This window comes from Actinoallomurus sp. NPDC052308 (genome assembly GCF_040679195.1).
In the GTDB taxonomy this organism is placed as follows: domain Bacteria; phylum Actinomycetota; class Actinomycetes; order Streptosporangiales; family Streptosporangiaceae; genus Actinoallomurus; species Actinoallomurus liliacearum.
This window is the reverse complement of record NZ_JBFAUM010000013.1, coordinates 66,315-87,700: the sequence shown is the minus strand read 5'-3', so window position 1 is coordinate 87,700 and position 21,386 is coordinate 66,315. Positions and strand designations below refer to the sequence as shown.

The 21,386-nt window shown below is 71.4% G+C and carries 21 protein-coding genes; 7 read left to right on the top strand and 14 right to left on the bottom strand.

Annotated features, from left to right (window positions below):
* Window positions 1-33 precede the first annotated feature (33 nt).
* The 3 genes from AB0L00_RS27230 to AB0L00_RS27220 are packed head-to-tail and all read right to left on the bottom strand — an operon-like array spanning window position 34 to window position 3,598.
* Window positions 34-1,077: an ABC transporter permease gene (locus tag AB0L00_RS27230; RefSeq protein ID WP_364439768.1), complete on the bottom strand. Its 1,044-nt coding sequence runs from the start codon at window positions 1,075-1,077 to the stop codon at window positions 34-36.
* Window positions 1,067-2,086 (bottom strand): ABC transporter permease, encoded by a 1,020-nt coding sequence (locus AB0L00_RS27225; protein ID WP_364439765.1) that lies wholly within the window; start codon window positions 2,084-2,086, stop codon window positions 1,067-1,069. Before AB0L00_RS27225 ends, AB0L00_RS27230 begins: the two co-directional genes overlap by 11 nt.
* Window positions 2,087-3,598 (bottom strand): sugar ABC transporter ATP-binding protein, encoded by a 1,512-nt coding sequence (locus AB0L00_RS27220; protein WP_364439763.1) that lies wholly within the window; start codon window positions 3,596-3,598, stop codon window positions 2,087-2,089. It abuts the gene before it with no gap.
* 261 nt (window positions 3,599-3,859) lie between these two features.
* Between AB0L00_RS27220 and AB0L00_RS27215 the strand changes: the two genes are divergently transcribed.
* The 7 genes from AB0L00_RS27215 (at window position 3,860) to AB0L00_RS27185 (ending at window position 10,695) form a co-directional block, all read left to right on the top strand.
* Complete coding sequence (locus tag AB0L00_RS27215; protein WP_364439760.1) at window positions 3,860-4,858, top strand: substrate-binding domain-containing protein; 999 nt, start codon at window positions 3,860-3,862, stop codon at window positions 4,856-4,858.
* Window position 4,859: 1 nt separating this feature from the next.
* Complete coding sequence (locus tag AB0L00_RS27210) at window positions 4,860-5,588, top strand: (Fe-S)-binding protein (protein WP_364439758.1); 729 nt, start codon at window positions 4,860-4,862, stop codon at window positions 5,586-5,588.
* A gap of 62 nt (window positions 5,589-5,650) precedes the next feature.
* Entirely contained in the window at window positions 5,651-7,045 is a 1,395-nt protein-coding gene (locus AB0L00_RS27205; RefSeq protein WP_364439755.1) for a lactate utilization protein B, read from the top strand.
* A complete protein-coding gene (locus AB0L00_RS27200) occupies window positions 7,027-7,656 on the top strand; it encodes an LUD domain-containing protein (protein ID WP_364439752.1) in 630 nt (209 codons plus the stop codon). The genes AB0L00_RS27205 and AB0L00_RS27200 overlap by 19 nt, the downstream gene beginning before the upstream one ends.
* A 64-nt stretch (window positions 7,657-7,720) precedes the next feature.
* Complete coding sequence (locus AB0L00_RS27195) at window positions 7,721-9,148, top strand: rhamnulokinase family protein (RefSeq protein ID WP_364439749.1); 1,428 nt, start codon at window positions 7,721-7,723, stop codon at window positions 9,146-9,148.
* A gap of 231 nt (window positions 9,149-9,379) precedes the next feature.
* Window positions 9,380-10,111, top strand: a complete 732-nt coding sequence (locus AB0L00_RS27190; protein ID WP_364439746.1) for a trypsin-like serine protease — start codon at window positions 9,380-9,382, stop codon at window positions 10,109-10,111.
* Between the two features lie 71 nt (window positions 10,112-10,182).
* Entirely contained in the window at window positions 10,183-10,695 is a 513-nt protein-coding gene (locus AB0L00_RS27185; RefSeq protein WP_364439743.1) for a hypothetical protein, read from the top strand.
* Window positions 10,696-10,701: 6 nt separating this feature from the next.
* Here AB0L00_RS27185 and AB0L00_RS27180 read toward each other — a convergent pair whose 3' ends face one another.
* From AB0L00_RS27180 to AB0L00_RS27130, 11 genes are all read right to left on the bottom strand, one after another.
* Window positions 10,702-11,991 (bottom strand): cytochrome P450, encoded by a 1,290-nt coding sequence (locus AB0L00_RS27180; protein ID WP_364439740.1) that lies wholly within the window; start codon window positions 11,989-11,991, stop codon window positions 10,702-10,704.
* A gap of 113 nt (window positions 11,992-12,104) precedes the next feature.
* Window positions 12,105-12,455, bottom strand: coding sequence for a cupin domain-containing protein (locus AB0L00_RS27175; protein WP_364439737.1), 351 nt, complete (start codon window positions 12,453-12,455; stop codon window positions 12,105-12,107).
* Window positions 12,456-12,487: 32 nt separating this feature from the next.
* Window positions 12,488-13,090 (bottom strand): TetR/AcrR family transcriptional regulator, encoded by a 603-nt coding sequence (locus AB0L00_RS27170; protein ID WP_364439734.1) that lies wholly within the window; start codon window positions 13,088-13,090, stop codon window positions 12,488-12,490.
* A complete protein-coding gene (locus AB0L00_RS27165) occupies window positions 13,090-14,307 on the bottom strand; it encodes an acyl-CoA dehydrogenase family protein (protein WP_364439731.1) in 1,218 nt (405 codons plus the stop codon). The genes AB0L00_RS27170 and AB0L00_RS27165 overlap by 1 nt, the downstream gene beginning before the upstream one ends.
* A 127-nt stretch (window positions 14,308-14,434) precedes the next feature.
* Entirely contained in the window at window positions 14,435-14,929 is a 495-nt protein-coding gene (locus tag AB0L00_RS27160; RefSeq protein WP_364439728.1) for a hypothetical protein, read from the bottom strand.
* 232 nt (window positions 14,930-15,161) lie between these two features.
* Entirely contained in the window at window positions 15,162-16,484 is a 1,323-nt protein-coding gene (locus tag AB0L00_RS27155; protein ID WP_364439725.1) for an alanine racemase, read from the bottom strand.
* Between the two features lie 111 nt (window positions 16,485-16,595).
* Window positions 16,596-17,003 (bottom strand): RidA family protein, encoded by a 408-nt coding sequence (locus AB0L00_RS27150; protein WP_364439722.1) that lies wholly within the window; start codon window positions 17,001-17,003, stop codon window positions 16,596-16,598.
* Between the two features lie 304 nt (window positions 17,004-17,307).
* On the bottom strand, window positions 17,308-17,910 hold the full coding sequence (locus AB0L00_RS27145; protein ID WP_364439719.1) for an ATP/GTP-binding protein: 603 nt from the start codon (window positions 17,908-17,910) through the stop codon (window positions 17,308-17,310).
* Window positions 17,891-18,265 carry a DUF742 domain-containing protein gene (locus AB0L00_RS27140; protein WP_364439716.1) on the bottom strand — a complete coding sequence of 125 codons (375 nt, stop codon included), beginning with the start codon at window positions 18,263-18,265 and terminating at the stop codon, window positions 17,891-17,893. The genes AB0L00_RS27145 and AB0L00_RS27140 overlap by 20 nt, the downstream gene beginning before the upstream one ends.
* Before the next feature lie 6 nt (window positions 18,266-18,271).
* Window positions 18,272-18,697 (bottom strand): roadblock/LC7 domain-containing protein, encoded by a 426-nt coding sequence (locus tag AB0L00_RS27135; protein ID WP_345363529.1) that lies wholly within the window; start codon window positions 18,695-18,697, stop codon window positions 18,272-18,274.
* A gap of 19 nt (window positions 18,698-18,716) precedes the next feature.
* Window positions 18,717-21,149 carry a nitrate- and nitrite sensing domain-containing protein gene (locus AB0L00_RS27130; protein WP_364439713.1) on the bottom strand — a complete coding sequence of 811 codons (2,433 nt, stop codon included), beginning with the start codon at window positions 21,147-21,149 and terminating at the stop codon, window positions 18,717-18,719.
* Window positions 21,150-21,386: the final 237 nt, after the last annotated feature.

Sequence of the window (21,386 nt, the reverse complement as noted above, 5' to 3'; positions counted from 1 at the left end):
GGGAGAAGGAGAGGTACGGGGTGCCGCGGGGCTTCAGGACGAGACGGACGGGGTGGTGCCGCGGTGATGTCGTCGTGTCTCGCGTACGGCGGCCGCGATCCGCGGCGTGAGCACGGAGACGATGAGGAGGAGGCCGGTGACGATCGACTGGATCTCGGTCGCGACGTCACGGAGCATGAGCAGGTTGCGGAGCAGGCCGATGAGCAGCACGCCGGCGACCACGCCGCCGAGCGTGCCCTTGCCGCCGTCGAAGTCGACCCCGCCGAGCAGCACCGAGGCGATGACGGCGAGCTCCAGGCCGAGGCCGTTGTCGGCGCGGGCGCTGCCGTACCGGAGGGTGTAGACCGCGCCGGCGAACGCCGACACGACCCCGGAGACCACGAACAGCAGCAGCTTGATGCGCTTGACCCGGATCCCGGCGAAGAACGCCGCCTCCTCCTGGGCGCCGATCGCGAACAGCGCGCGGCCCAGGCCGGTGGCGTGCAGGACGACCGCGGTCACGATGGCGAGCAGGATGAACAGCGCGAAGGGGTACGGGATCGGGGTGCCCGGCACCGTCTTGGTCGCCATGTCGGCGTAGTTCTGCGGGAACTGCGCGACGGCCTTGGTGCCCAGCACGACGTAGGCGAGCCCCCGGTAGAGGGTCATCGTGCCGATGGTGACGGCCAGCGAGGGCAGTCCGAGCCGGGTCACGAGGAGCCCGTTGATCAGCCCGGCGACCACGCCGACCACCAGGAGGAAGGGGATGATCATTTCGATCGCCCAGCCGGCGTCCCACAGCGCGCCGAACAGGGCGCTGCACAGGCCGAGCACCGACGCGACGGACAGGTCCACCTCCGCGGCCACGACCAGCAGGGTCATCGGCAGCGCGATCAGCGCGATCTCGCTGAGGTCGCCCAGCGCGAAGGACAGGTTGTCGCTCGTGGCGAAATCGGAGGTGCCGAACGCGCCGCCGAGGAACACGACGATCAGCAGGGCCGTGACGATGACGTCCCAGCGGACGAACCGGGTCAGCGGGCGGGGGGCCTCGGCGCGCGGTGGCACGGCGGGGGCCTTCGCGGGGGCTTCAGGCGCCATGGCGGGCGTTCCTCCTTCGCAGCGCGCGGGTGACGCGCAGGCCGAGCAGGCGGTCCACGCTGATCGCGAGGAGCAGCAGCAGACCGGCGATGGCGTCCTGCCAGAAGGAGTTCACCTTCAGCACCACCAGGACGCTGCCGATGGTCGTGAGCAGGAGCGCGCCGAGTGCGGCGCCGTACACGCTGCCGAGGCCGCCGACGATCGCGACGCCGCCGACCACGACGGCGGAGACGACCTTCAGCTCCCAGCCGTGCGCGGCGTCGGCCACGACGGTGCCGAAACGGGCCAGCCACAGCACCCCGGCCAGTCCGGCGAGGACGCCGCTGACGACGTAGGCGGTGAGGACGCGCTTGCGGATCGCGATGCCGGCGAGCCGGGCGGCGTCCGGGTTGGAGCCGATGGCGTAGAACTCCCGGCCCGACGGGTAGGCCCGCAGGTAGTACCCGACCACGACCATCACGACCGCAGTGATGAGCGGCAGGTAGGGGACGCCGAGCACGCTGCCGTTGCCGAGGTCGAGCAGTGACGAGGGCACGTCGGCGGCGTTGATCTGTTGGCCGTGCGCCCAGTAGTAGTCCAGGCCCTGGATGACGTACAGCGTGCCGAGCGTCACCACCAGCGCCGGGACCTTGAAGAAGCTGACCAGCACGCCGTTGACGAGACCGCAGACCGCGCCGATCAGCATGCCGATGACGAGCACCAGCAGGACGTTGCGGTCGTGCCCGGCGACGAACTTCCCGGAGGCGAAGGCCACCAGCCCGACCACCGACCCGACCGACAGGTCGATGTTGCGGGTGACCACGACCATCGTCTGGCCGACGGCCAGCAGCGCCAGGATCGAGGCGTTGAGGAAGATGTCCTTGACGCCCTGCGTCGACAGGAACGATGAGTTCACCGCCGTCGTCACGGCGACGAGGACGATCAGCGCCGCGAGGATGCTCAGCTCCCGCGCGCGCAGGACGGTGTCGACGAACCGGCGCCCGCCGGTGTCGGCGGTGATCGCTGCCATTTACGCGGCCTCCTCTCGGGTCTGGCCGGTCGCGGCGGCCATGACGGTCTCCTCGGTGGCCTCTTCCCGGGGGATCTCGGCGGTGAGCCGGCCTTCGTGCATGACCAGCACCCGGTCGGCCATGCCGAGCACCTCCGGCAGGTCCGAGGAGATCATCAGGACCGCGAGGCCCTCGCCGGCCAGCTCGGACAGCAGCCGGTGCACCTCGGCCTTGGTACCGACGTCGATGCCGCGGGTGGGCTCATCGATGATCAGCACCGAGGGCTCGGTGGACAGCCACTTGGCGAGGACCACCTTCTGCTGGTTGCCGCCGGACAGCACGCCGACGACGTCGCTGAGGCGGGCGTACTTCAGTTGCAGCCGGATCGCCCAGTCGGCCGCCCGGTCGCGTTCGACCTTCCGGGAGATGACCGGGCCACGGCGCAGGGACCGCAGCTGGGTGAGGCCGATGTTGCGCTCGATCGTGCCGTCCATGACGAGACCCTGCTGACGCCGGTCCTCGGGCACCAGGGCGAGCCCGGCCGACATCGCGGTGGTCGGGCTGCCGCCCGCCAGCCGCACCTTGCCGACCTCGACGGTCCCGGCGTCGAAGCGGTCGATGCCGAAGACCGCGCGGGCCACCTCGCTGCGTCCCGCGCCGACCAGGCCGGCCAGCGCGACGATCTCACCGGACCGCACCTCGAAGGACACGTCGGTGAAGACGCCCTCCCGGGTGAGCCGGGAGACCTTCAGCACCGTCTCGCCGATCGTGGTCTCCTGCTTGGGGTACAGCGTGTCGAGCTCCCGGCCGACCATCCGCTGGACGAGGTCGTCGGCGGTGAGCCCGTCGAGGGTCTCGGTGGAGATGTAGCGGCCGTCGCGCAGCGTCGTCACCCGCTGGCACAGCTCGAAGATCTCCTCCAGCCGGTGCGAGATGAACAGCAGCGCGCAGCCCTGGTCCTGAAGGGTGCGGGCGACGGTGAACAGGCGCGCGACCTCGTTGCCGGACAGCGCCGCCGTCGGCTCGTCCATGATGAGGACACGGGCGTCCCGCGAGATCGCCTTGGCGATCTCCACGATCTGCTGGTCCGCGATGGACAGGCCGCGCGCGGGCCGGTCGGGGTCGAGGGCCACGCCCAGCCGGTCGAACAGCTTCGCCGTCTCGGCCCGGAGGGCGCGGCGGTCGATGCGGCGGAACCGGGAACGCGGCTGACGGCCCATGAAGATGTTCTCCGCGACCGACAGGTCGGGGAAGAGTGTGGGCTCCTGGTAGATCACGGCGACGCCGGCCTGCTGTGCGTCGCCGGGACCGTGGAACTCGACGCGGCGGCCGTCCAGCAGCACCTGGCCCTGGTCGGGGCGGTGCACGCCCGCCAGGGTCTTCACGAGAGTGGACTTGCCCGCACCGTTCTCGCCGGCGAGCGCGTGGATCTCTCCGCCCCATAGCTCCAGGGAGACGTCCTGCAGAGCCCGCACCGCACCGAACGCCTTGCTGACGTTCTTCAGGGCGAGGATCGGAGGCGACTCGCTCATGTTTCCTCCGTGTGAACGGAATAAAAACGTTTTAACGGGATTGACCCGGGACGCTAGGTCTGTGAGCCCGGACACGTCAAGGGCCAGTTTTCGGCCGAACCTGGCCTCGAGCGACTGAAACGTAGCCTGACCTGGACTTATCTCGACGAGATAACGACCAAGTCACTGCCAGATCGCGCCAAACGTCTCCACTCAGGCTGTTGACACGTTTTAATACTGGCGTCACAGTGAACGCCATCACATCTGGGAAGAGGTACGGCGTTGGTCACCGTGGGGATCAAGGAGGTCGCGCGGCGCGCGGGCGTGTCGCCGGGCACGGTCTCGAACGTGCTGAACCGGCCGGAACGCGTCGCCGCGACGACGCGGGCCCGGGTCCAGCAGGCCATCCGTGAGCTGGGCTTCGTCCGCAACGGCTCGGCCGCGACGCTGCGGGCCGGGCAGAGCCGGGCCATCGGCCTGGTGGTGCTCGACGTGGGCAACCCCTTCTTCGTCGAGGTCGCGCGGGGCGTCGAGGACGTCGTCAGCGACCGGGACCACGCGGTGATCCTCTGCAACTCCGGCGAGTCTCCCGGGCGGGAGGCGCGCAACCTGCGGGTCCTGGCCGAGCAGCGGGTCCGCGGCGTCCTGATCACGCCGGCCGACGAGGACCTGTCACTCCTGGAGGACCTGCGCGAGCGCGGCGTCGCCGTCGTCCTGGTCGACCACCCCGCGACCGGGGACGTGTGCTCGGTGTCCGTGGACGACGTCGCCGGCGGGGACCTGGCGGTGACCCATCTCCTGGACCGGGGCGCCGAGCGTCTCGCGTACGTCACCGGCCCGCTCGGCATCCGGCAGTGCACGGAGCGGCGCAAGGGCGCCCGGCGGGCGCTGCGCACGGCGGGGCGGCCCGCCCGCGCCCTGGAGGACGTGGTGGTCCCCGAGATGAACGCGAGCGGCGGCGCGCTCGCCGCCGAGAAGCTCCTGTCCGGCGGCCTCCCCGACGCGATCTTCTGCGCGAACGACCTGCTGGCGCTCGGCGTGCTGCGCGCGCTGTCCCAGGCGGGCGTACGGGTGCCGGACGACGTCGCCCTCATCGGCTACGACGACATCGAGTTCTCCTCCGCGGCGGCGGTGCCGCTCAGCTCCATCCGCCAGCCGACCTACCAGCTCGGCAAGATCGCCACCGAGCTCCTGCTCGAGGAGTGCGACGACCCCCGGGGCCACGCACACCAGCAGATCATGTTCCAGCCCGAGCTGGTCGTCCGCGAATCGAGCCGCTGACATGCGCATCGCCCTGTTCGTCACCTGTTTCAACGACACGCTCTACCCCGGAACCGGCAAGGCGGTCGTGACCCTGCTGGAGCGCCTGGGCCACGAGGTCGTCTTCCCCACGGCGCAGACGTGCTGCGGTCAGATGCACTACAACACCGGGTACGACCGGGAGTGCGGTCCGCTCGTCAAGGATTTTGTTAAAACGTTCCAATCGTTCGACGCCGTCGTCGTCCCGTCGGCGTCCTGCGCGGGCATGATCAGGGAGAACCACCCGCGGGTGGCCCGGACGATCGGCGACGAGGGCCTGGCCAAGGAGGCCCGGTGGACCGGGGCGCGGGTCCACGAGCTGTCCGAACTGCTCGTCGACGTGCTCGGCGTGGAGGACGTCGGCGCGTACTTCCCGCACCGCGTCACCTACCACCCGACCTGTCACTCCCTGCGCGCCCTGGGCCTCGGGGACCGGCCGCTGCGCCTGCTGCGGGCCGTGCGCGGCATCGACCTCGTCGAGCTCCCCGACTCGGCGGAGTGCTGTGGCTTCGGCGGCACCTTCGCGCTGAAGAACCCCGACGTGTCGGCCGCGATGGGCGCGGACAAGGTCTCCCGGATCCGGCAGACCGGCGCGGAGGTCGTCTGCGCGGCCGACAACTCCTGTCTCGCCCACATCGGCGGCCTGCTGTCCCGGCTGCGCACGGGCGTTCGGACCCTGCACCTGGCCGAGATCCTGGCGGCCACCGAGTGAACGAGCGGATCGGCGAATCTCCCATGTCCACTCCCCAGCGAACGGCCGGGTCCCGCGGGCGCATGCCGACGTACGTCGGGATGCCCGCCTTCCCGGAGGCCGCGCGCAGCGCCGCACGCGACACGCGGCTGCGCCGGAACCTCGCGCACGCCACCACGACGATCCGCGCCAAGCGCGCCGCCGCCGTGAGCGAACTGGCCGACTGGGCGGAGCTGCGCGAGACGGCCAAGCTCATCAAGGATCACACGATCGAGCACCTCGGCCACTATCTGAGGCTCCTGGAGGAACAGGTGACGGCGCGCGGCGGCACCGTGCACTGGGCCCGGGACGCCGCCGAGGCGAACCGGATCGTCACCGATCTGATCAAGGCCACCGGCGAGACCGACGTCGTGAAGGTCAAGTCGATGGCCACCCAGGAGATCGGCCTGAACGAGGCGCTCGCCGCCGAGGGCATCCACGCGCACGAGACGGACCTGGCCGAGCTCATCGTCCAGCTCGGGAACGACCGTCCCTCGCACATCCTCGTCCCGGCGATCCACCGGGGCCGCGCCGAGATCCGCGAGATCTTCCGCCGGGAGATGCCGGGGGCGCCCGACGACCTGACCGACGAACCCGCCCGGCTGGCCGAGGCCGCCCGTACCCACCTGCGGGAGCGGTTCCTGGCCGCGAAGGTCGCCGTGTCCGGGGTGAACTTCGCGGTCGCCGAGACCGGGTCCCTCGTCGTGGTCGAGTCCGAGGGCAACGGCCGGATGTGCCTGACGCTCCCCGAGACGCTGATCTCGGTGATGGGCATCGAGAAGGTCGTGCCCGCCTGGCGGGACCTGGAGGTGTTCCTCCAGCTGCTGCCGCGCTCGTCGACCGCCGAGCGGATGAACCCCTACACCTCGATCTGGTCGGGCGCGACCGAGGGCCAGACGTTCCACCTGGTCCTGGTCGACAACGGGCGTACGGCGACGCGCGCGGACGAGGTCGGCCGGCAGGCGCTGCGCTGCATCCGCTGCTCGGCCTGCCTCAACGTCTGTCCCGTCTACCAGCGCGCGGGCGGGCACGCGTACGGGTCGCCGTACCCGGGGCCGATCGGCGCGATCCTGTCGCCGCAACTGCGCGGATCCGGTTCGCCGGTCGACGACTCGCTGCCGTACGCCTCGACGCTGTGCGGCGCCTGCTACGAGGTCTGCCCGGTCGCCATCGACATCCCCGAGGTGCTCGTGCACCTGCGGTCCCGCGCCGTGCACGGCCGCGCGGAGAAGGCGGCCATGCGGTTCGCCGCCTGGACGCTGCGCTCCCCCACCCGGCTCGCCTTCGGGCAGCGCCTGGCGGGCACGGCCGGGCGGATTCTCGGCCGCGGGGGCGGCATCCGCCGGCTGCCGGGCCCCCTGACGCGCTGGACCGACACCCGTGACGCGCCCGTCCCCGCGAGGGAGACCTTCCGCGACTGGTGGGAGAAACGATCGTGAACGCCCGCGAGGAGATCCTGCGGCGGCTCGGCGACGCGCCGGCGGACGCCGCCGCGTACGCCGCGCTGCCCCGGCCGTACCTCCGCCGTCATCACGACGGCGACGTGGTGGCCCTGTTCGCCGAGCGCGCCGCCGACTACCGCGCGGAGGTCCGCCGGATCGCCGCCGCGGACCTGCCCGGTGTGCTCGGCGAGCTGCGCGGCCGCTACGTCGCCCCGGACGGCCTGCCCGAGGCGTGGACGGCCGAGGTCGACGTCGTACGGGACGACCCGCCGGTGTCGGTGGCCGAGCTCGACGCCCTGGACGGGGTGATCACCGGCTGCGCGGCCGCCATCGCCGAGACCGGCACCGTCGTGCTCGACCACGGCCCCGGGCAGGGCCGCCGGGCGCTCACGCTCGTCCCGGACCACCATGTCGTCGTGGTCGAGGCCGCGCGGATCGCCGCTGACGTGCCCGAGGCGATCGAGGGCCTCTCCCCCGAGCGGCCGCTGACGTTCATCTCCGGCCCATCGGCGACCAGCGACATCGAGCTGTCCCGTGTCGAGGGCGTGCACGGCCCGCGCCGGCTGACCATCGTGATCACGGACACCCCCCAGGAGCAGAGTCGATGACCGAGCGAAGCGAGGGAATCCGCAAGCACAGCATCTTGGTCATTCGACCGACGAAGGAGGTCTCATGACGCCGCGTTCATTCGCCGCTGTGGACCTGGGCGCCTCCAGCGGGCGCGTGATGGTCGCCCGGGTGGGCGAGGACGAACTGACCCTCCGGGAGGCGCACCGCTTCCCGAACCGCCCCGTTCGCGCCGGCGGCACCCTCTACTGGGACGTGCTCGGCCTGTACGGGCACGTCCTGGACGGGCTGCGGGCCGCCGACGGGGTCGCCTCGATCGGCGTCGACTCCTGGGCCGTCGACTACGGGCTGCTCGACCCCGCCGGGACCCTCCTGGGCAACCCCGTCCACTACCGGGACGACCGCGCCGACGGCGTCATGGACAAGGTGGTCGCCGAGCTGGGCGCGCAGACGCTGTACGACGTCGGCGGGCTGCAGTTCCTGCCGTTCAACACGGTGTACCAGCTGCTGTCGGCACCGGTGCCGGAGGCCGCCCGCACGCTCCTGATGATCCCGGACCTGCTGGCGTACTGGCTGACGGGCGAGGCGGGCGCGGAGATGACCAACGCCTCGACGACCGGGCTGTACGACGTGCGCGCGGGCGACTGGGCGTACTCCCTCATCGAACGCCTCGGGCTGCCGACCGGGATCTTCCCGCCGCTGCGCCGGCCGGGCGACGTCATCGGCACGCTGCGGCCGGACGTCGCGGCCGAGACCGGACTGCCGGACGCGCTGCCCGTCACCGCGGTCGGCTCGCACGACACCGCCTCGGCCGTCCTGGCGGTCCCCGCCGAGCACGACCGCTTCGGCTACGTGTCGTGCGGCACCTGGTCGCTGGCCGGGGTAGAGCTCGACGCGCCGGTGCTGTCGGAGGAGAGCCGGGTCGCCGGGTTCACCAACGAGGTCGGGGTCGGCGGCACGATCCGCTACCTGCGCAACGTCATGGGACTGTGGCTGCTGCAGGAGTCGCTGCGGACGTGGCGGGCCGAGGCCTCGCTGCCCGACCTGCTGGCCGCGGCGGCGGACGCGCCGGCGTTCGCCGCGCTCGTCGACCCGGGCGACCAGGCGTTCCTCCCGCCGGGTGACATGCCCGCGCGGATCGCGGCGTACTGCGCGCGGACCGGGCAGCGGCCGCCGGAGAGCCGGGCGGCGGTCGTCCGCTGCATCCTGGAGAGCCTCGCCCTCGGGCACCGCGCCGCGATCCGGGACGCCGCCCGGCTCTCCGGCAGGTCGGTTGAGGTCGTGCACATCGTCGGCGGCGGGGCGCGCAACGCGCTGCTGTGCCGGCTCACCGCGGACGCCTGCGGCCTGCCGGTCGTCGCCGGGCCCGTGGAGGCGACGGCGATCGGGAACGCTCTGGTGCAGGCCCACGCGCACGGGTCGGCCGTCGAGCCGCGCGAGCTGGTGCGCCGGACGCAGGATCTGACCGTCTACCACCCGCGCGGCGACGACGCCGCCTGGGACCGGGCCGCACGGCGAATCGGCCTTTCCTGATCACGGCCCGGGACCGCCACGGCTTCGGCCCGCTCGTCTTTCCGGACGGCCGGGCGCGCCCGTTCGGCCCGCTCGTACCGCACCATTCGGATCATCGATCCGGCGATGTATCCGCAGGTCGGAGGACTGAGGCGGTAAGTAGATCTTTTTCTGATCATTTGGACTAAAGGCGGTATTTCCGTTTAAGGTCTGCCCATGCGCTTTGCCGCCCCCGTTGCAATTTCTGCGTTTATGATCGTCGGTCTGGCCTCCCCCGCCTCAGCGATCACCAATGGATCTCCCGACGGAGAGGACCATCCGTCGGTCGGTGCCCTGATCGCCAACAGGCCGTACCCCGACGGCACCTGGTCCTACTGCACCGGCACGCTCATCTCGCCGACGGTGTTCCTCACCGCGGCCCACTGCCGGGAGGGCAAGAAGGGCACCGCGCGGGTGGCCTTCTCCAGTCACTACAAGGCCGGGGACGCTGTCTACACCGGCCGGTACATACCGGACGAGCGCTATGACTCCGACGCCGACCGGTACGACATGGCCGTCGTGGTCTTCGACTCGCCGATCGCCGGCATCAAGCCCGCCAGCCTGCCCTCGAAGGACCTGCTGTCCCGGATGCGCGCCGACGGTTCGCTGAAGGACGCCAAGTTCACGCCGGTCGGGTACGGGTCGCTCAACCCGTCCAAGGTGAAGCGCAAGATGAAGTTCGTCTACACCGACACCCGCAGCCGGACGTCGATCTCCTACCAGGGGCTCACCCACCGGTGGCTGAAGCTCCAGCCGGACCGCGGCGACGGCGGGACCTGCTTCGGCGACTCCGGCGGCCCCAACTTCCTCGGCAACACCGACCTCCTGGTGGCCACCACGATCAGCGGGGACGACGACGCCTGCAAGGACACCAACTACGACTACCGCCTGGACTCCTCCCCGGCCCGGGAGTTCCTCGCCAGGTTCGTCAGCCTTCCCTCCTGACCCGGGCGGACGCCCGCTCCCGCGCCACCCCGCCGGCATCGCCGGCCGGGTGGCGCGGCCATACTGCGATCATGACGTCTGCATCATCGGCCCCATCGGGCTGGACCGGCTGGCTGGAGACCCTTTCTGAGGCGGACCGCGCCCGCGCGCTCGCGCTACGCGACCGGTTCGCCGCGCTCGGCGCCGAGTACCCGGAGGAAGAGGCGCGCCTGGAGGTCGGGGAGGACATCCCGCAGCTCGCCCGCTTCCTGCTGCTGCGCCACATCTGGGAGTACGCCATCAACAGCCTCGAGCGGCCCGGAGAGATCGACGGCATCGCCGCCGCCCGCCGCCTGCTCGACGCGGGCGCCGACCGGGCCGACGTCGTCACCCTGGCGCGGCGCGCCGCCTGCGACGCGGCCTTCGCCGTCCTGTACGCGCTCGACGTGCCCAACCACGACCTGGACGACGACTCGCTCCCCGCGTGGTCGCTGCGAGAGACGACGGGTGACACGGAGGAACCCGGCCGCCACATGGACGACCTCCACGCGGAACTGCTGAGCGCGGACCCGTCCGGCAGGCAGGCCGAGGACCTGCTCTTCTGATCGCGGTCAGGGGGCGGTGAAGGTGCAGGGCAGGCGCTTGTAGCCGTTGATGAAGCCGGACAGCAGGCGGTCGGGCTCACCGGCGGCGCGGATGTCCGGGACCCGGGTGAACAACTCCCGGAGCATCACGGTGATCTCCCGACGGGCCAGGTTGGCGCCGAGGCAGAAGTGCGGGCCCGGACCGCCGAACCCGACGTGCGGGTTCGGGCCGCGGGTGATGTCGAAGACGTCCGCGTGCTCGAACACCGCCTCGTCGCGGTTGGCGGAGTTGTAGAACAGCAGCACCTTGTCGCCCGCGCGGTAGGTGTGCCCGTTCATCTCGTGGTCGCGGGTGAGGTTGCGGCGCATGAAGATCACGGGTGTGGAGTAGCGCACGATCTCCTCGACCGCTCCCCCGATCCGGCCCTCGAAGTCCTCGAGGAGCAGCGCCCGCTGGTCGGGGAAGTCGGTGAACAGCTTCAGCGCGTGGCTGAGGGCCGTCCGGGTCGTCTCGTTCCCCGCGACGACGAGCAGCAGGAAGAACGAGCCGAGTTCGCGGACGGTCAGCCGCTCGCCGTCGACGTTGGCGTTGACCAGCGCCGAGACCAGGTCGCCGGTCGGGTTCTCGACGCGCCGGCGGCCCAGGCCGGCCGCGAGCCGGTGCAGGTCGCGGGCCGCCCAGATGATCTTGAACAGCGCGCGGGCCGCGGTGACGCGACCGACCCGTCCGGGCTTGATCCCGGTGTACTCGGGGTCGGAGTTGCCCAGGATGACGTTCGTGCGCTCGATGACCCGGGGGTAGTCCCGTTCGGGGATGCCGAGCATGTCGCAGATGACCTCGACCGGCAGGCGTACGGCGACCTTCGCGACGAAGTCCCCCGGGCCGGTCTCGATCAGCTCGTCGACGATCCGCGCGGCGCGCCGCCGGACGTCCTCCTCGGTCTTGGCGAGCATCTTCGGGGTGAAGGCGCGGGACACGATCCGGCGGATCTTGGCGTGCCGGGGATCGTCCATGTTGATCAGCGAGCCGAAGAACCGCTCCATGTACGCGGGGAAGTCCGGGATGCTGGTCGCGCTCGGCTCACTGCTGAAGATCTCCGGGTGGCGGCTGGCCTCGCTGACGTCCGCGTGCCGCACCAGCGCGTAGAAGCCCTTACCGGGCCGCACGAACGGGACGGGGAGTTCGGGGAAGAATGCCGGATGCTCCCGGGCGCGCAGGTCCGCGAAGGCCGCCTCACGCTCCTCGCCGGGCAGCGCCCAGAACTCCAGTGAGGACAGGCCGATCTCCGATGGGGCCGGACCGGACCGGGTCGTCATGACGCCACCGCCTTCCGCATCGACCCCCATGCTCAGGTAAGTGGTCGGTTACGGTCAAGGGGCGGCGGTGACCGGAGTGGGCCGGTGCAGGTCACCGGCCCGCCCGGAGCGGTTCAGATGTTCTCCGCCGCCGACGGCAGTTTGACCGCGGTGAGCAGGATGGCCGAGTTCTCGATCGCCTCGACGCGGTGCCGGGCCTTCGGCACGAAGATCAGGTCGCCGGTCCGGCCCTCCCAGAAGTCGTCCCCCGCGACGAGCCGGACGCGACCCTGCAGGACCTGGACGGTGCCCTCCTCCGGGCCCACGTGCTCGTCCATCGTCGTGTCGGCCTTGAGCGCGATGAGCGTCTGCCGGAGCACGTGCTCGTGCCCTCCGTAGACCGTGGTGGCACTGCGGCCGGCCGAGTCGCTCAGGGCCCGGTCCAGCTGCTCGCGAGCCCGGGCTTCCAATGACAGTTTCTCCATGTCCTCCATCTACCGCAGCGGCGGCGAATGATTCATCGGCCCGGCGAGCCGTCGCCGGGCTCGCGCAGTCCGTCGAGGTAGAGACCGACGTAGTAGTCGCCCACCGCCCCGGCGTCCAGCGGCCCGTCCGGGTGCCACCACGTGCTCAGCTGGTGCACCGCGCCGAAGAAGAAGTTGACCGCCAGGTCCGCCGGGACGCCGGGCCGGAAGGTCCCCTCCCGCTGTCCCTCCTCCACCAGGGCGCGGAAGCACTCGTGGTAGCGGCGCCGCTCCGCCCGTACGGCCTTCTGCTTCTCGGCCGGCAGCAGGTGCATCGAGCGGAAGAAGACCGTCAGCTCGTCCAGATGCGCGACGCTCGTCTCGATCACGTCGACGGCGGCGGCGCGCAGGCGCTCCTCCGCCGGGCCGGTGCCGCCCGCGAACCGCCGCAGCCGGTCGGTCTGCAGGGCGAGCAACCGGTGGTAGATCTCGTAGAGCAGGTCGTCCTTGGCGGCGAAATAGTGGTACATCGCCCCCTTGGTGACACCGGCGGCCCGGACGATCTCCTGGACGGAGGTGCCCTCGTAGCCGTTCTCGGCGAACAGCCGGGTGGCCACCGCCAGCAGCCGTTCCGGCAGCGGGCGCTCGTCCGCCATCATCTGCCCCGGTAGGCGGCGAGCTCGCGACGGGCGATCGACCGCTTGTGCACCTCGTCGGGACCGTCCGCCAGGTGCAGGGTCCGCACGCCCGCCCACAGCTCGGCGAGCGGGAAGTCCTGCGAGACGCCCGCGCCGCCGTGCGCCTGGATCGCCCGGTCGATCACCCAGTTCGCCATCTCCGGCACCAGCGCCTTGATCGCCGAGATCTCCACCCGGGCGCCCTTGTTGCCGACGGTGTCCATCAGCCACGCGGTCTTCAGGACGAGCAGCCGCGCCTGCTCGATCCGGATGCGCGACTCGGCGATCCAGTCCTGCACGACGCCCTGGTCGGCGATCGGCCCGCCGAAGGCGACCCGCGACACGACCCGCTCGCACATCAGCTCCAGGGCGCGCTCGGCCATGCCGATGGCGCGCATGCAGTGGTGGATGCGGCCGGGCCCGAGCCGCTCCTGCGCGATGCGGAAGCCCTCGCCCTCGCCGAGGAGGATGCCGGCGGCCGGCACCCGTACGTCGTCGAAGGAGATCTCGGCGTGGCCGCCGTGCGTGCCGTCGTCGTAGCCGAAGACGTGCAGTCCCCGCTCGACGGTGACACCGGGCGTGTCCTTCGGCACCAGCACCATGCTCTGCCGGCGGTACGGCGGGGCGTCCGGGTCGGTCACGCCCATCACGATGAAGATCTCGCACTCGGGGCTGAGCGCGCCGGACGTCCACCACTTGCGGCCGTTCAGCACGTACGAGTCGCCGTCCCGCTCGATGCGCAGCCCGATGTTGGTGGCGTCGGAGGAGGCCACGGCCGGTTCGGTCATGCAGAACGCCGAGCGGATCGCGCCGTCCAGCAGCGGCTCGAGCCACCGCTCCTTCTGCTCGGGCGTGCCGAACAGTGCGAGGATCTCCATGTTGCCGGTGTCGGGCGCCGCGCAGTTGAGCGCCACCGGCGCGATCTTCGGCGACCGGCCCATGATCTCGGCGAGCGGGGCGTACTGCAGGTTGCTCAGGCCGGCGCCGTGCGGCTCGTGCGGGAGGAAGAGGTTCCACAGGCCGCGCTTGCGCGCCTCGGCCTTCAGGTCCTCGATCACCGGCGGAGTGGCCCACGTGCCGGCGAGCTCGGCGGCCTGCGCGGCGTAGACGGGCTCGGCCGGATGGACGTGCGAGTCCATGAACTCCAGCAGCCGGTCGCGGTACTCGATGGTGGTCTGGTCGAATGCGAAGTCCATCGCCGTCCCCTCGCGAACGCGGCCTCTGCGGCCGTCGGGTCTGCCCGGCCCGTCAGCATACCGACTGGTCGGTATGACGACCGTAAGCAGGCGTGGCCCGGCGCGTCAACGCCGGGCCCCCGCCGGGTCACTGGTGCAGGCCGTGCCCGGTCTCCTCGTCGCCGCGGTCCACGTCGAGTCCGACGACCGACGCGCACCGGCGGCAGACCCACTCGGCGACGACGGACTCGGCGTCCATGTCACGGGTCCGGTACGGCTTGGAGATCTTTCTGCGGCGCATTCCGTGACCACACGTCGAATGCACCAGAAGCCCACAATTCGGGCAAGGCCAGACGTCGTCCCCGGGACGGTCACAGCCCGGGCATACGGGCCCGTCGTGATCAACAGTGATCGGCTCGAGTTCGGCGCGCCAGGTGCGTTCTAGATCAAGGTATTCGTCGTTCGGCCAGGAATCATCGGCCAGCCAGGCGAGATATTCCTCGTCGCCGGGAGGCAGCACGGCGGTCATCGACTCGGGATAGGCGTTCGGGTCGGGCGCGGCCGCCGCGGACCGACGGCGCCCCCGCACCGCGAGCGTCATGGACAGGAGGACGAGCAGGGGAGTCCAGAGAAAGATGTTCACATTCCCACATCCGCGGAGGCGCTCATGACGGCGGTCACGAGGCGGGGCGGCAGTTCACGGGGGAGCACCGCTGTACCCACGGTGGCGTCCTTTCATGAGTCGCTGTCGAGGGGGCGCAAGCGATCATGCATGCGGGGCATAAAACGGTAGAACAGTACCGAATCGAGCTCGGCCATGGAAATCGATCAAACAATTTCGTCAGTTACCGTCCCGTAGTTCAAATAATGAATCTTCAGAAGAAGGTCCGGACCAGATCCACCACCACCGGACCGTCGGCCGCGGCGTCGTCCACGACCGGGATGAGCGTCCACTTGTCGAACGCCGTGCAGGGGTGGGACAGGCCCAGCCGGACGACGTCGCCCACCGACACGTCCGCGTCCCGGAGGAACGCGTGCTGGTCGTTCAGCCTGCTGACGTGCGCGCCGGGGGCGAGCGGCCCGCGTCCGCGTACGAGTTGCGGCTCCGGCATGCCCTCGTCGTAGGGAAGGTCGCGCTTGCCGGCGTCCAGGAGGGCCAGCCCCGGCTCCGGCCGGGAGACGACCCGCGCCCACCCGTGCATCGCGCTGCGCAGGCGCACGGCGCCCTCCTCCCGGGCGAACGGCGAGACCCCACGGTAGAACCCATCGTCGTGGATGAGGTACGCGCCGGAGCGGAGCATGACCCGCGTACGGGCGTCCGAGGCCGGAGCGAGGACGCGGACGACCACGTCGAACCACGCGCTCCCACCGGCGGTGATCACGGCGTCGCCGGTCTCGTCCGCCGCGTCCAGCAGCCGCCCGTCCCGGAGGCGGTCGTGCAGCTCCCGCAGGTCGCCGAGGTAGGACTCGAGCACGGCGACCGCCTCCGCGACGGAGCCGTGGGCCAGCGCGCCCTCATAGCCGCTGACACCGACGAGCCGGAGGTGCCGCGCCGCCGTGACGGCCTCCGCGACGGCCAGCGCCTCGTCGAGCGTACGGGCGCCGGTTCGGCCGTCCGCGCCGCCCAGCTCCACGCAGACGTCGAGCGGCCGCGACGGCTCGACCGGGCCGCCGCCGAGCGCCTCCTCCATGAGTTCGACGGCGCGGACCGAGTCGACCCAGGAGGTGACGGAGAAGTCCGGGTCGCGGTCGAGCTCGGCGGCGATCCAGCGCAGCCCCGCCGGGTCCAGGACGGTGTTGGCGAGGTGAACGCGCCGCACGCCGAACGCGCGGGCGACCCTGAGCTGTGGGAGGTTGGCGAGGGTGATGGCGCGGGCACCGGCGGCCAGCTGCCGTTCCCACAGGGCCGGGGCCATCGTGGTCTTGCCGTGCGGGGCCAGGTCCACGCCCACCGCCGCGCACCAGCCGGCCATCGTGCGCAGATTGTGCTCCAGCGCGCTCGCGTCGAGCGTGAGCAGCGGGGTGCCGAGGTCCTCCAGCGAGGGCCGCCCCGCCACGAAGCCGGCCACCGTGCTCCCCCACGCCGAGGCGGGAACGGCCTTGAAGCGCCAGTCCAGCCTCTCGGCCGCGAGCTCGGCGACCCGCTCGGCGTCGATCCCGCCCGCGACGGCGCCGGTCTCGGTGTGCTCCAACGTCATCTCCTGTCTCCCGCGCGTACCGCGCTCACCGGCGACCGGCCGCGTCCTCCTCGTGGACACGGCGCGGCTCGGGGCCGGAGACGCCGCGTCCGGCGTCGGGGTGCCGCTCCCTCAGCCGACGACGGCCTGGGCGTCGATCTCGACGAGCATGGCCTCGTTCGGCAGCTCGGCGATGAGCGTGGTCCGGCAGGGCTTGACGCCGTCCTTGACGTGCTCCTCGAGGAACGCGGCGTACTCCTCGTTCATCGGCGCGAAGTCGGCGCGCCTGGTGAGGTAGACGCGGAACATCAGCACGTCCCCGACCGACGCCCCGCCCGCCTCCAGGACGGCGCGGACGTTCTCGAGCGTCCGGCGGGTCTGCGCCTTCACGTCCCCGGCGTGGAGGTACTCCCCCGTCGCCGGGTCCTGCGGGCCCTGGCCGGACACCTGAAGGATCGGCCCCTTGCGCACCCCCTGGGAGAACACCGGCAGCGGAGTGGGAGCCCCCTCGGTACGGATCTCGGTCTTCGCCTCGCTCATGCGGCCTCCTTCGTCGGAGGAGCGACCAGAGGCGCTGTGCTCATGGTTCGCTCGCTTCGCTCGCTCACGCGGCCTCCTTCGACTCCTCGCTCGTCGATGACGCTCGTGCCATTCTCACGCCGTCCCTCGAAGCGCCACCACGGCGGGTCCGGTCGCTGCGGTTTCCTCCGCTCCGCCGAGTATGCAATGGAACGTTCCACCATGGCGATGGTTCAGAAAAATGTCCGCTTCCGGTCGGCGCGCCCGGCACGCGGGGGCGCGCCACCGGCCGGTCCTCGCCCGGTGGGACCGCGCCGGCCGGGCCTCAGCCCGCGGGGACGCGCCGGCCGGCCAGGCGCAGCGCGTGCTCGACGATGGACACGAGGACCAGCTTGGCCGACTCCCGGCGCCGCACGTCGCACAGGATGATCGGCACGTCGGGGTCGACGTCGAGGGCCGCGCGGACCCGGTGCACGTCGTACCGCGGCGCGCCGTCGAAGCGGTTGACGGCCACGACGAACGGCGTGCCGCGCTGCTCGAAGTAGTCGATCGCCGCGAAGCCGTCGGCCAGCCGCCGGGTGTCGACGACGACCACCGCGCCGGCCGCTCCCCGGGCGAGTTCGTCCCACATGAACCAGAACCGGTGCTGGCCCGGGGTCCCGAAGAGGTACAGCGCCACGTTGTTCCGGAAGGTGATGCGACCCCAGTCCATCGCCACCGTCGTGGTCTCCTTGGCCTCGACCTCGGAGGTGTCGTCGACGCCGATCCCCGCGCTGGTGAGGGCCTCCTCGGTGCGCAGCGGCCGGATCTCGCTGACCGTGCCGACCAACGTGGTCTTGCCCGCCCCGAACCCGCCGGCGATGAGGATCTTGATCGCCAGCGGCGAGTCCTGCGCGGGGACGCCGGAGTCAAAGTGTGTATAGCTCATTGAGCACAGTCCTGAGTATCCGTTCGTCGTGCGCGTACGAACGCGTGTCGGGAGGCCGCACGCTGATCAGGCCCCAATATTGAAGATCTCCCAGCAGGACGCGGACGACACCGAGCGGCAACCCCACGTCGGCGGCGAGGTCGGCGACCGTCATCGGCCGCCGGCACAGGCCGAGGAGCCGCAGGTGCTCCGGGTCCAGCCACCGCCGGTCCGCCCTGGCCGGCGCCCGGCCCACGACGACCGCCAGCAGGTCGAGCGTCTCTCCGTACGACCGGGTCCGGCCACGGCTCACCGCGTACGGCCGGACCACCGGGCCGGCCGCGTCGTCGAACCATCGGCGCTTGGACGCGGTCACGGGGGATCACGCTCCCCCCGGTGGTCCGTCCGGACTCGCGGCCGCCGAGCGCGCGGATGTGGCCAGATGGCGGCGGACCCGCTTGACCAGCCGCGCCATCTCGTACGCGATCAAGCCGATGTTCGCGTCGCCCTCGCTCACGACCGCCAGGCACGTGCCGTCGCCGGCCGCGACCACGAACATGAACGCCTTCTCCAGCTCGATCACCGTCTGGCGGATACCCCCGCCCTCGACGCGCTCGCTCACCGTCCGGGCCAGGCTGTACAGCCCGGCCGCCAGCGCGGCGAACCGTTCGGACTCCTCCGGGTCCATCCCCCGTGACGTCCCCATCGGCAGTCCGTCGCCGGTCAGGATCATCGCGTGGCGCACCCGGGCGACCCGCCCGACGAGATCGTCGAGCAACCAGTTCAGCTCACCGGTCGTATCCAGCATCGGCCCCTCACCTTCGCGGCTACTCGTCGAGGTCCGGGGCCTGGCGGCCGCGCTGCCAACCCCGTTGAAGCGATGCCATGAGCGACCGGGTCTCCTCCGGCGGGCGTGTGGTCATCGATTGGTCGGCCGTGGATTCCGGCCCGGTCTGCTCCCTGCGGAGCTGCGGTGCGAGGTTCGCCTGGCGGACGCGCCTCGGCAGTTCGGGGGCGTCCTCGTCGGTCCAGCCCTCGTACGGCGCCTGGATGTCGTCGCCGGCCCAGCCGGAGCCGACCCAGTCGGGGGTGGGCCAGGGGGCAGGCTGGTCGGTGGGCCAGGGGGCGGCCTGGTCGTCCGACCACTGGGCCTCCTCCCACTGGCCGCCGCCGACCGGGGCCGCGATCTCCAGCGGCGCGGTCGGGGACGGCGGAGGCGGGACGGCGGGCGCCTCGACCTCGGCGACGGCACGCCAGGCCGGGTCGATGGGCGCCTCGACCTCGGCGACCGCACGCCAGGCCGGGTCGATGGCGGACTGTTCCGGCAACGCGTCGTCGTAGTCGAACGCCTGGTCGCCGGCCAGCAGGTCCGGCGGAACCAGCACGACCGCCCGCACCCCGCCGTACGGCGAGGCGCCGAGGGTGACGCGTATCCCATGCCGGGTGGCGAGCCTGCCGACGATGAACAGGCCGAGCCGGTCGCTGTCGAGCAGGTCGAACTCCGGGGGGTTCGCCAGCTTCTCATTGGCCTCGGCGAGCTCCTCGTCGTTGAGGCCGATGCCGCGGTCCTCGACCTCGATCGCGTAGCCGTGGGCCACGAGCTCGCCGCGGACCTGCACCTGCGTGGTGGGCGGGGAGAAGGCCGTGGCGTTCTCGATCAGCTCGGCGAGCAGGTGCGTCGTGTCGGCGACGATGGAACCCTCGAGCGCCGTCGGAGTCGCGGACTCGACCACGACGCGCGTGTAGTCCTCCACCTCGGCGACCGCCGCGCGCAGGATGTCCTTGATGCCGACCGGGTTGTGCCAGCCGCGGGCGGGCGCGGCGCCCGACAGGATCGCCACGCCCTCGGCGTGGCGGCGCATGCGGGTGGTGAGATGGTCGAGCGCGAACAGGTCGTCGAGGACGTCCGGGTCGCGGGCCTGCTTCTCCATCGTCTCGAGCATCGCGAGCTGCCGGTGGAGCAACGACTGGTTGCGCCACGCGAGGTTGATGAAGACCTTGTTGATCCCCTTCCGCAGCCGCGCCTCGCCCACGGCGGCCTCGACGGCGGTCCGCTGCAGGGTGCCCAGGGCGTCCGCGACGCGGGAGACCTCTTTGCTGCCGCCGCCCTGCACCGGAGGGCTCTCGGCCTCGACGTCGACCTCCTCGCCGTCGCGCAGCCGCTTGATCACCCGCGGCAGGCGGACCTGGGCGAGGTCGAGGGCGGCCTGCTGCAGGACGGCCATCTCCCGCGCCAGCGTCCGGCCGAACAGGAGGGAGACGACGATCGACAGCGCCAGCGCGACGATCCCGATCCCCGCCGTGAGGGAGAGGAAGAGGATGGATCGGTGCTCGATCGGTTTCGTCTCGCTGGTCAGCGTCGTGCCGGCGTCGATGGTCGCCTGCGACCAGGCGCTCATCAGCGGCTCGATCGTCGCCTGCCAGGAGACGGACTGCGCCGGCAGGCGGGCGCCGGGCCGCGTCGCGATGATCGCGTCCTCCAGCGAGCGGAAGGCGTTGAAGCTCGGCGAGTCGACGATCTTGTCCCACGGAGTGCGCAGGGCGGGTCTCGCCCGCGAACGCGCCGCGTCGAAGAGGTAGCGCTCGTTGTAGGCGCTCTGCGCGAACACGCTGTAGGCCTGAGCGCTGATCCGGTGGCTCCTGGTCGCCAGCGCCGCGGTCACCAGGGCGTCCTCACGCATCACGAACTCGCGCGCCGTGGCGGACTCGACCAGCGCCGTGCCCTGCTGGTAGATCTCCGCGTCGTCGACGACGATCATCGTGCTGAACACCCGGAGCACCGACTCGATCACGGTGCTGTAGTCACCGATCGCGCCGAGGCCGTCCACGGACTGGGCGTCGACCCGGCCGCGCAGGGCGGTGAGCCCGTCGAGCTGCTGCCACAGGTCATCGAGCCGCTGGCGCGTCGTCGGGTTGACGGAGCGCTCGACGTCGCCCGAGAGCGCCGATCTGCGGAACTCCGCCTGCGCGGTGTCCACGGCGGCCCGGCCGTCGGTCACCTCCTGCCGGTCCTGCCGGCCCTTGGTGGACAGCAGGACGGCCGACACCGCGCGCTCCCGCTGCAACGCCGCCTCGAGCTTCGCGCCCGGGATGGTGACCTTGTGGTACGCGGTCGACGCCTTGTACTTGCCGATCGCGTCGCGGGAGGCGAGGAAGGCGGCGAACGCCCAGACCCCGGCCAGGCAGATGATCGGGACGAGGCTCAGCACCAGCAGCCTGGTCCGTAGGGACCACCTGCCGGAACGCTTGGGAGAACGCATTGATGGCCTCGCCGTCTCCGTCAACAATTTTGAAACATCAAGATCTTAGAGGGCTCAAATGGCACCACATGTGCCGCGCGGGTGGCAATAGCCCCCCTGGACCATACGGGTTTCTCTGCTTTGGGACACCACGCCGCCCAGAAGGGGCGCGGCGAATTGTGGCTCGGCGGCAACCTTTGTCCGTTCTCAAGCGACTGGAAGGGCAGATCGCGTCCGCCGAGTCCGCCGCCCGGCTCC

Excerpts from the sequence above, each read along its gene's own strand:
- AB0L00_RS27230 (WP_364439768.1), bottom strand. The coding sequence starts at position 1,077 with ATGGCGCCTGAAGCCCCCGCGAAGGCCCCCGCCGTGCCACCGCGCGCC.
- AB0L00_RS27225 (WP_364439765.1), bottom strand. The coding sequence starts at position 2,086 with ATGGCAGCGATCACCGCCGACACCGGCGGGCGCCGGTTCGTCGACACC.
- AB0L00_RS27220 (WP_364439763.1), bottom strand. The coding sequence starts at position 3,598 with ATGAGCGAGTCGCCTCCGATCCTCGCCCTGAAGAACGTCAGCAAGGCG.
- AB0L00_RS27210 (WP_364439758.1), top strand. The coding sequence starts at position 4,860 with ATGCGCATCGCCCTGTTCGTCACCTGTTTCAACGACACGCTCTACCCC.
- AB0L00_RS27205 (WP_364439755.1), top strand. The coding sequence starts at position 5,651 with ATGCCGACGTACGTCGGGATGCCCGCCTTCCCGGAGGCCGCGCGCAGC.
- AB0L00_RS27195 (WP_364439749.1), top strand. The coding sequence starts at position 7,721 with ATGACGCCGCGTTCATTCGCCGCTGTGGACCTGGGCGCCTCCAGCGGG.
- AB0L00_RS27190 (WP_364439746.1), top strand. The coding sequence starts at position 9,380 with ATGATCGTCGGTCTGGCCTCCCCCGCCTCAGCGATCACCAATGGATCT.
- AB0L00_RS27185 (WP_364439743.1), top strand. The coding sequence starts at position 10,183 with ATGACGTCTGCATCATCGGCCCCATCGGGCTGGACCGGCTGGCTGGAG.
- AB0L00_RS27180 (WP_364439740.1), bottom strand. The coding sequence starts at position 11,991 with ATGACGACCCGGTCCGGTCCGGCCCCATCGGAGATCGGCCTGTCCTCA.
- AB0L00_RS27175 (WP_364439737.1), bottom strand. The coding sequence starts at position 12,455 with ATGGAGAAACTGTCATTGGAAGCCCGGGCTCGCGAGCAGCTGGACCGG.
- AB0L00_RS27170 (WP_364439734.1), bottom strand. The coding sequence starts at position 13,090 with ATGGCGGACGAGCGCCCGCTGCCGGAACGGCTGCTGGCGGTGGCCACC.
- AB0L00_RS27165 (WP_364439731.1), bottom strand. The coding sequence starts at position 14,307 with ATGGACTTCGCATTCGACCAGACCACCATCGAGTACCGCGACCGGCTG.
- AB0L00_RS27155 (WP_364439725.1), bottom strand. The coding sequence starts at position 16,484 with ATGACGTTGGAGCACACCGAGACCGGCGCCGTCGCGGGCGGGATCGAC.
- AB0L00_RS27150 (WP_364439722.1), bottom strand. The coding sequence starts at position 17,003 with ATGAGCGAGGCGAAGACCGAGATCCGTACCGAGGGGGCTCCCACTCCG.
- AB0L00_RS27145 (WP_364439719.1), bottom strand. The coding sequence starts at position 17,910 with ATGAGCTATACACACTTTGACTCCGGCGTCCCCGCGCAGGACTCGCCG.
- AB0L00_RS27135 (WP_345363529.1), bottom strand. The coding sequence starts at position 18,697 with ATGCTGGATACGACCGGTGAGCTGAACTGGTTGCTCGACGATCTCGTC.
- AB0L00_RS27130 (WP_364439713.1), bottom strand. The coding sequence starts at position 21,149 with ATGCGTTCTCCCAAGCGTTCCGGCAGGTGGTCCCTACGGACCAGGCTG.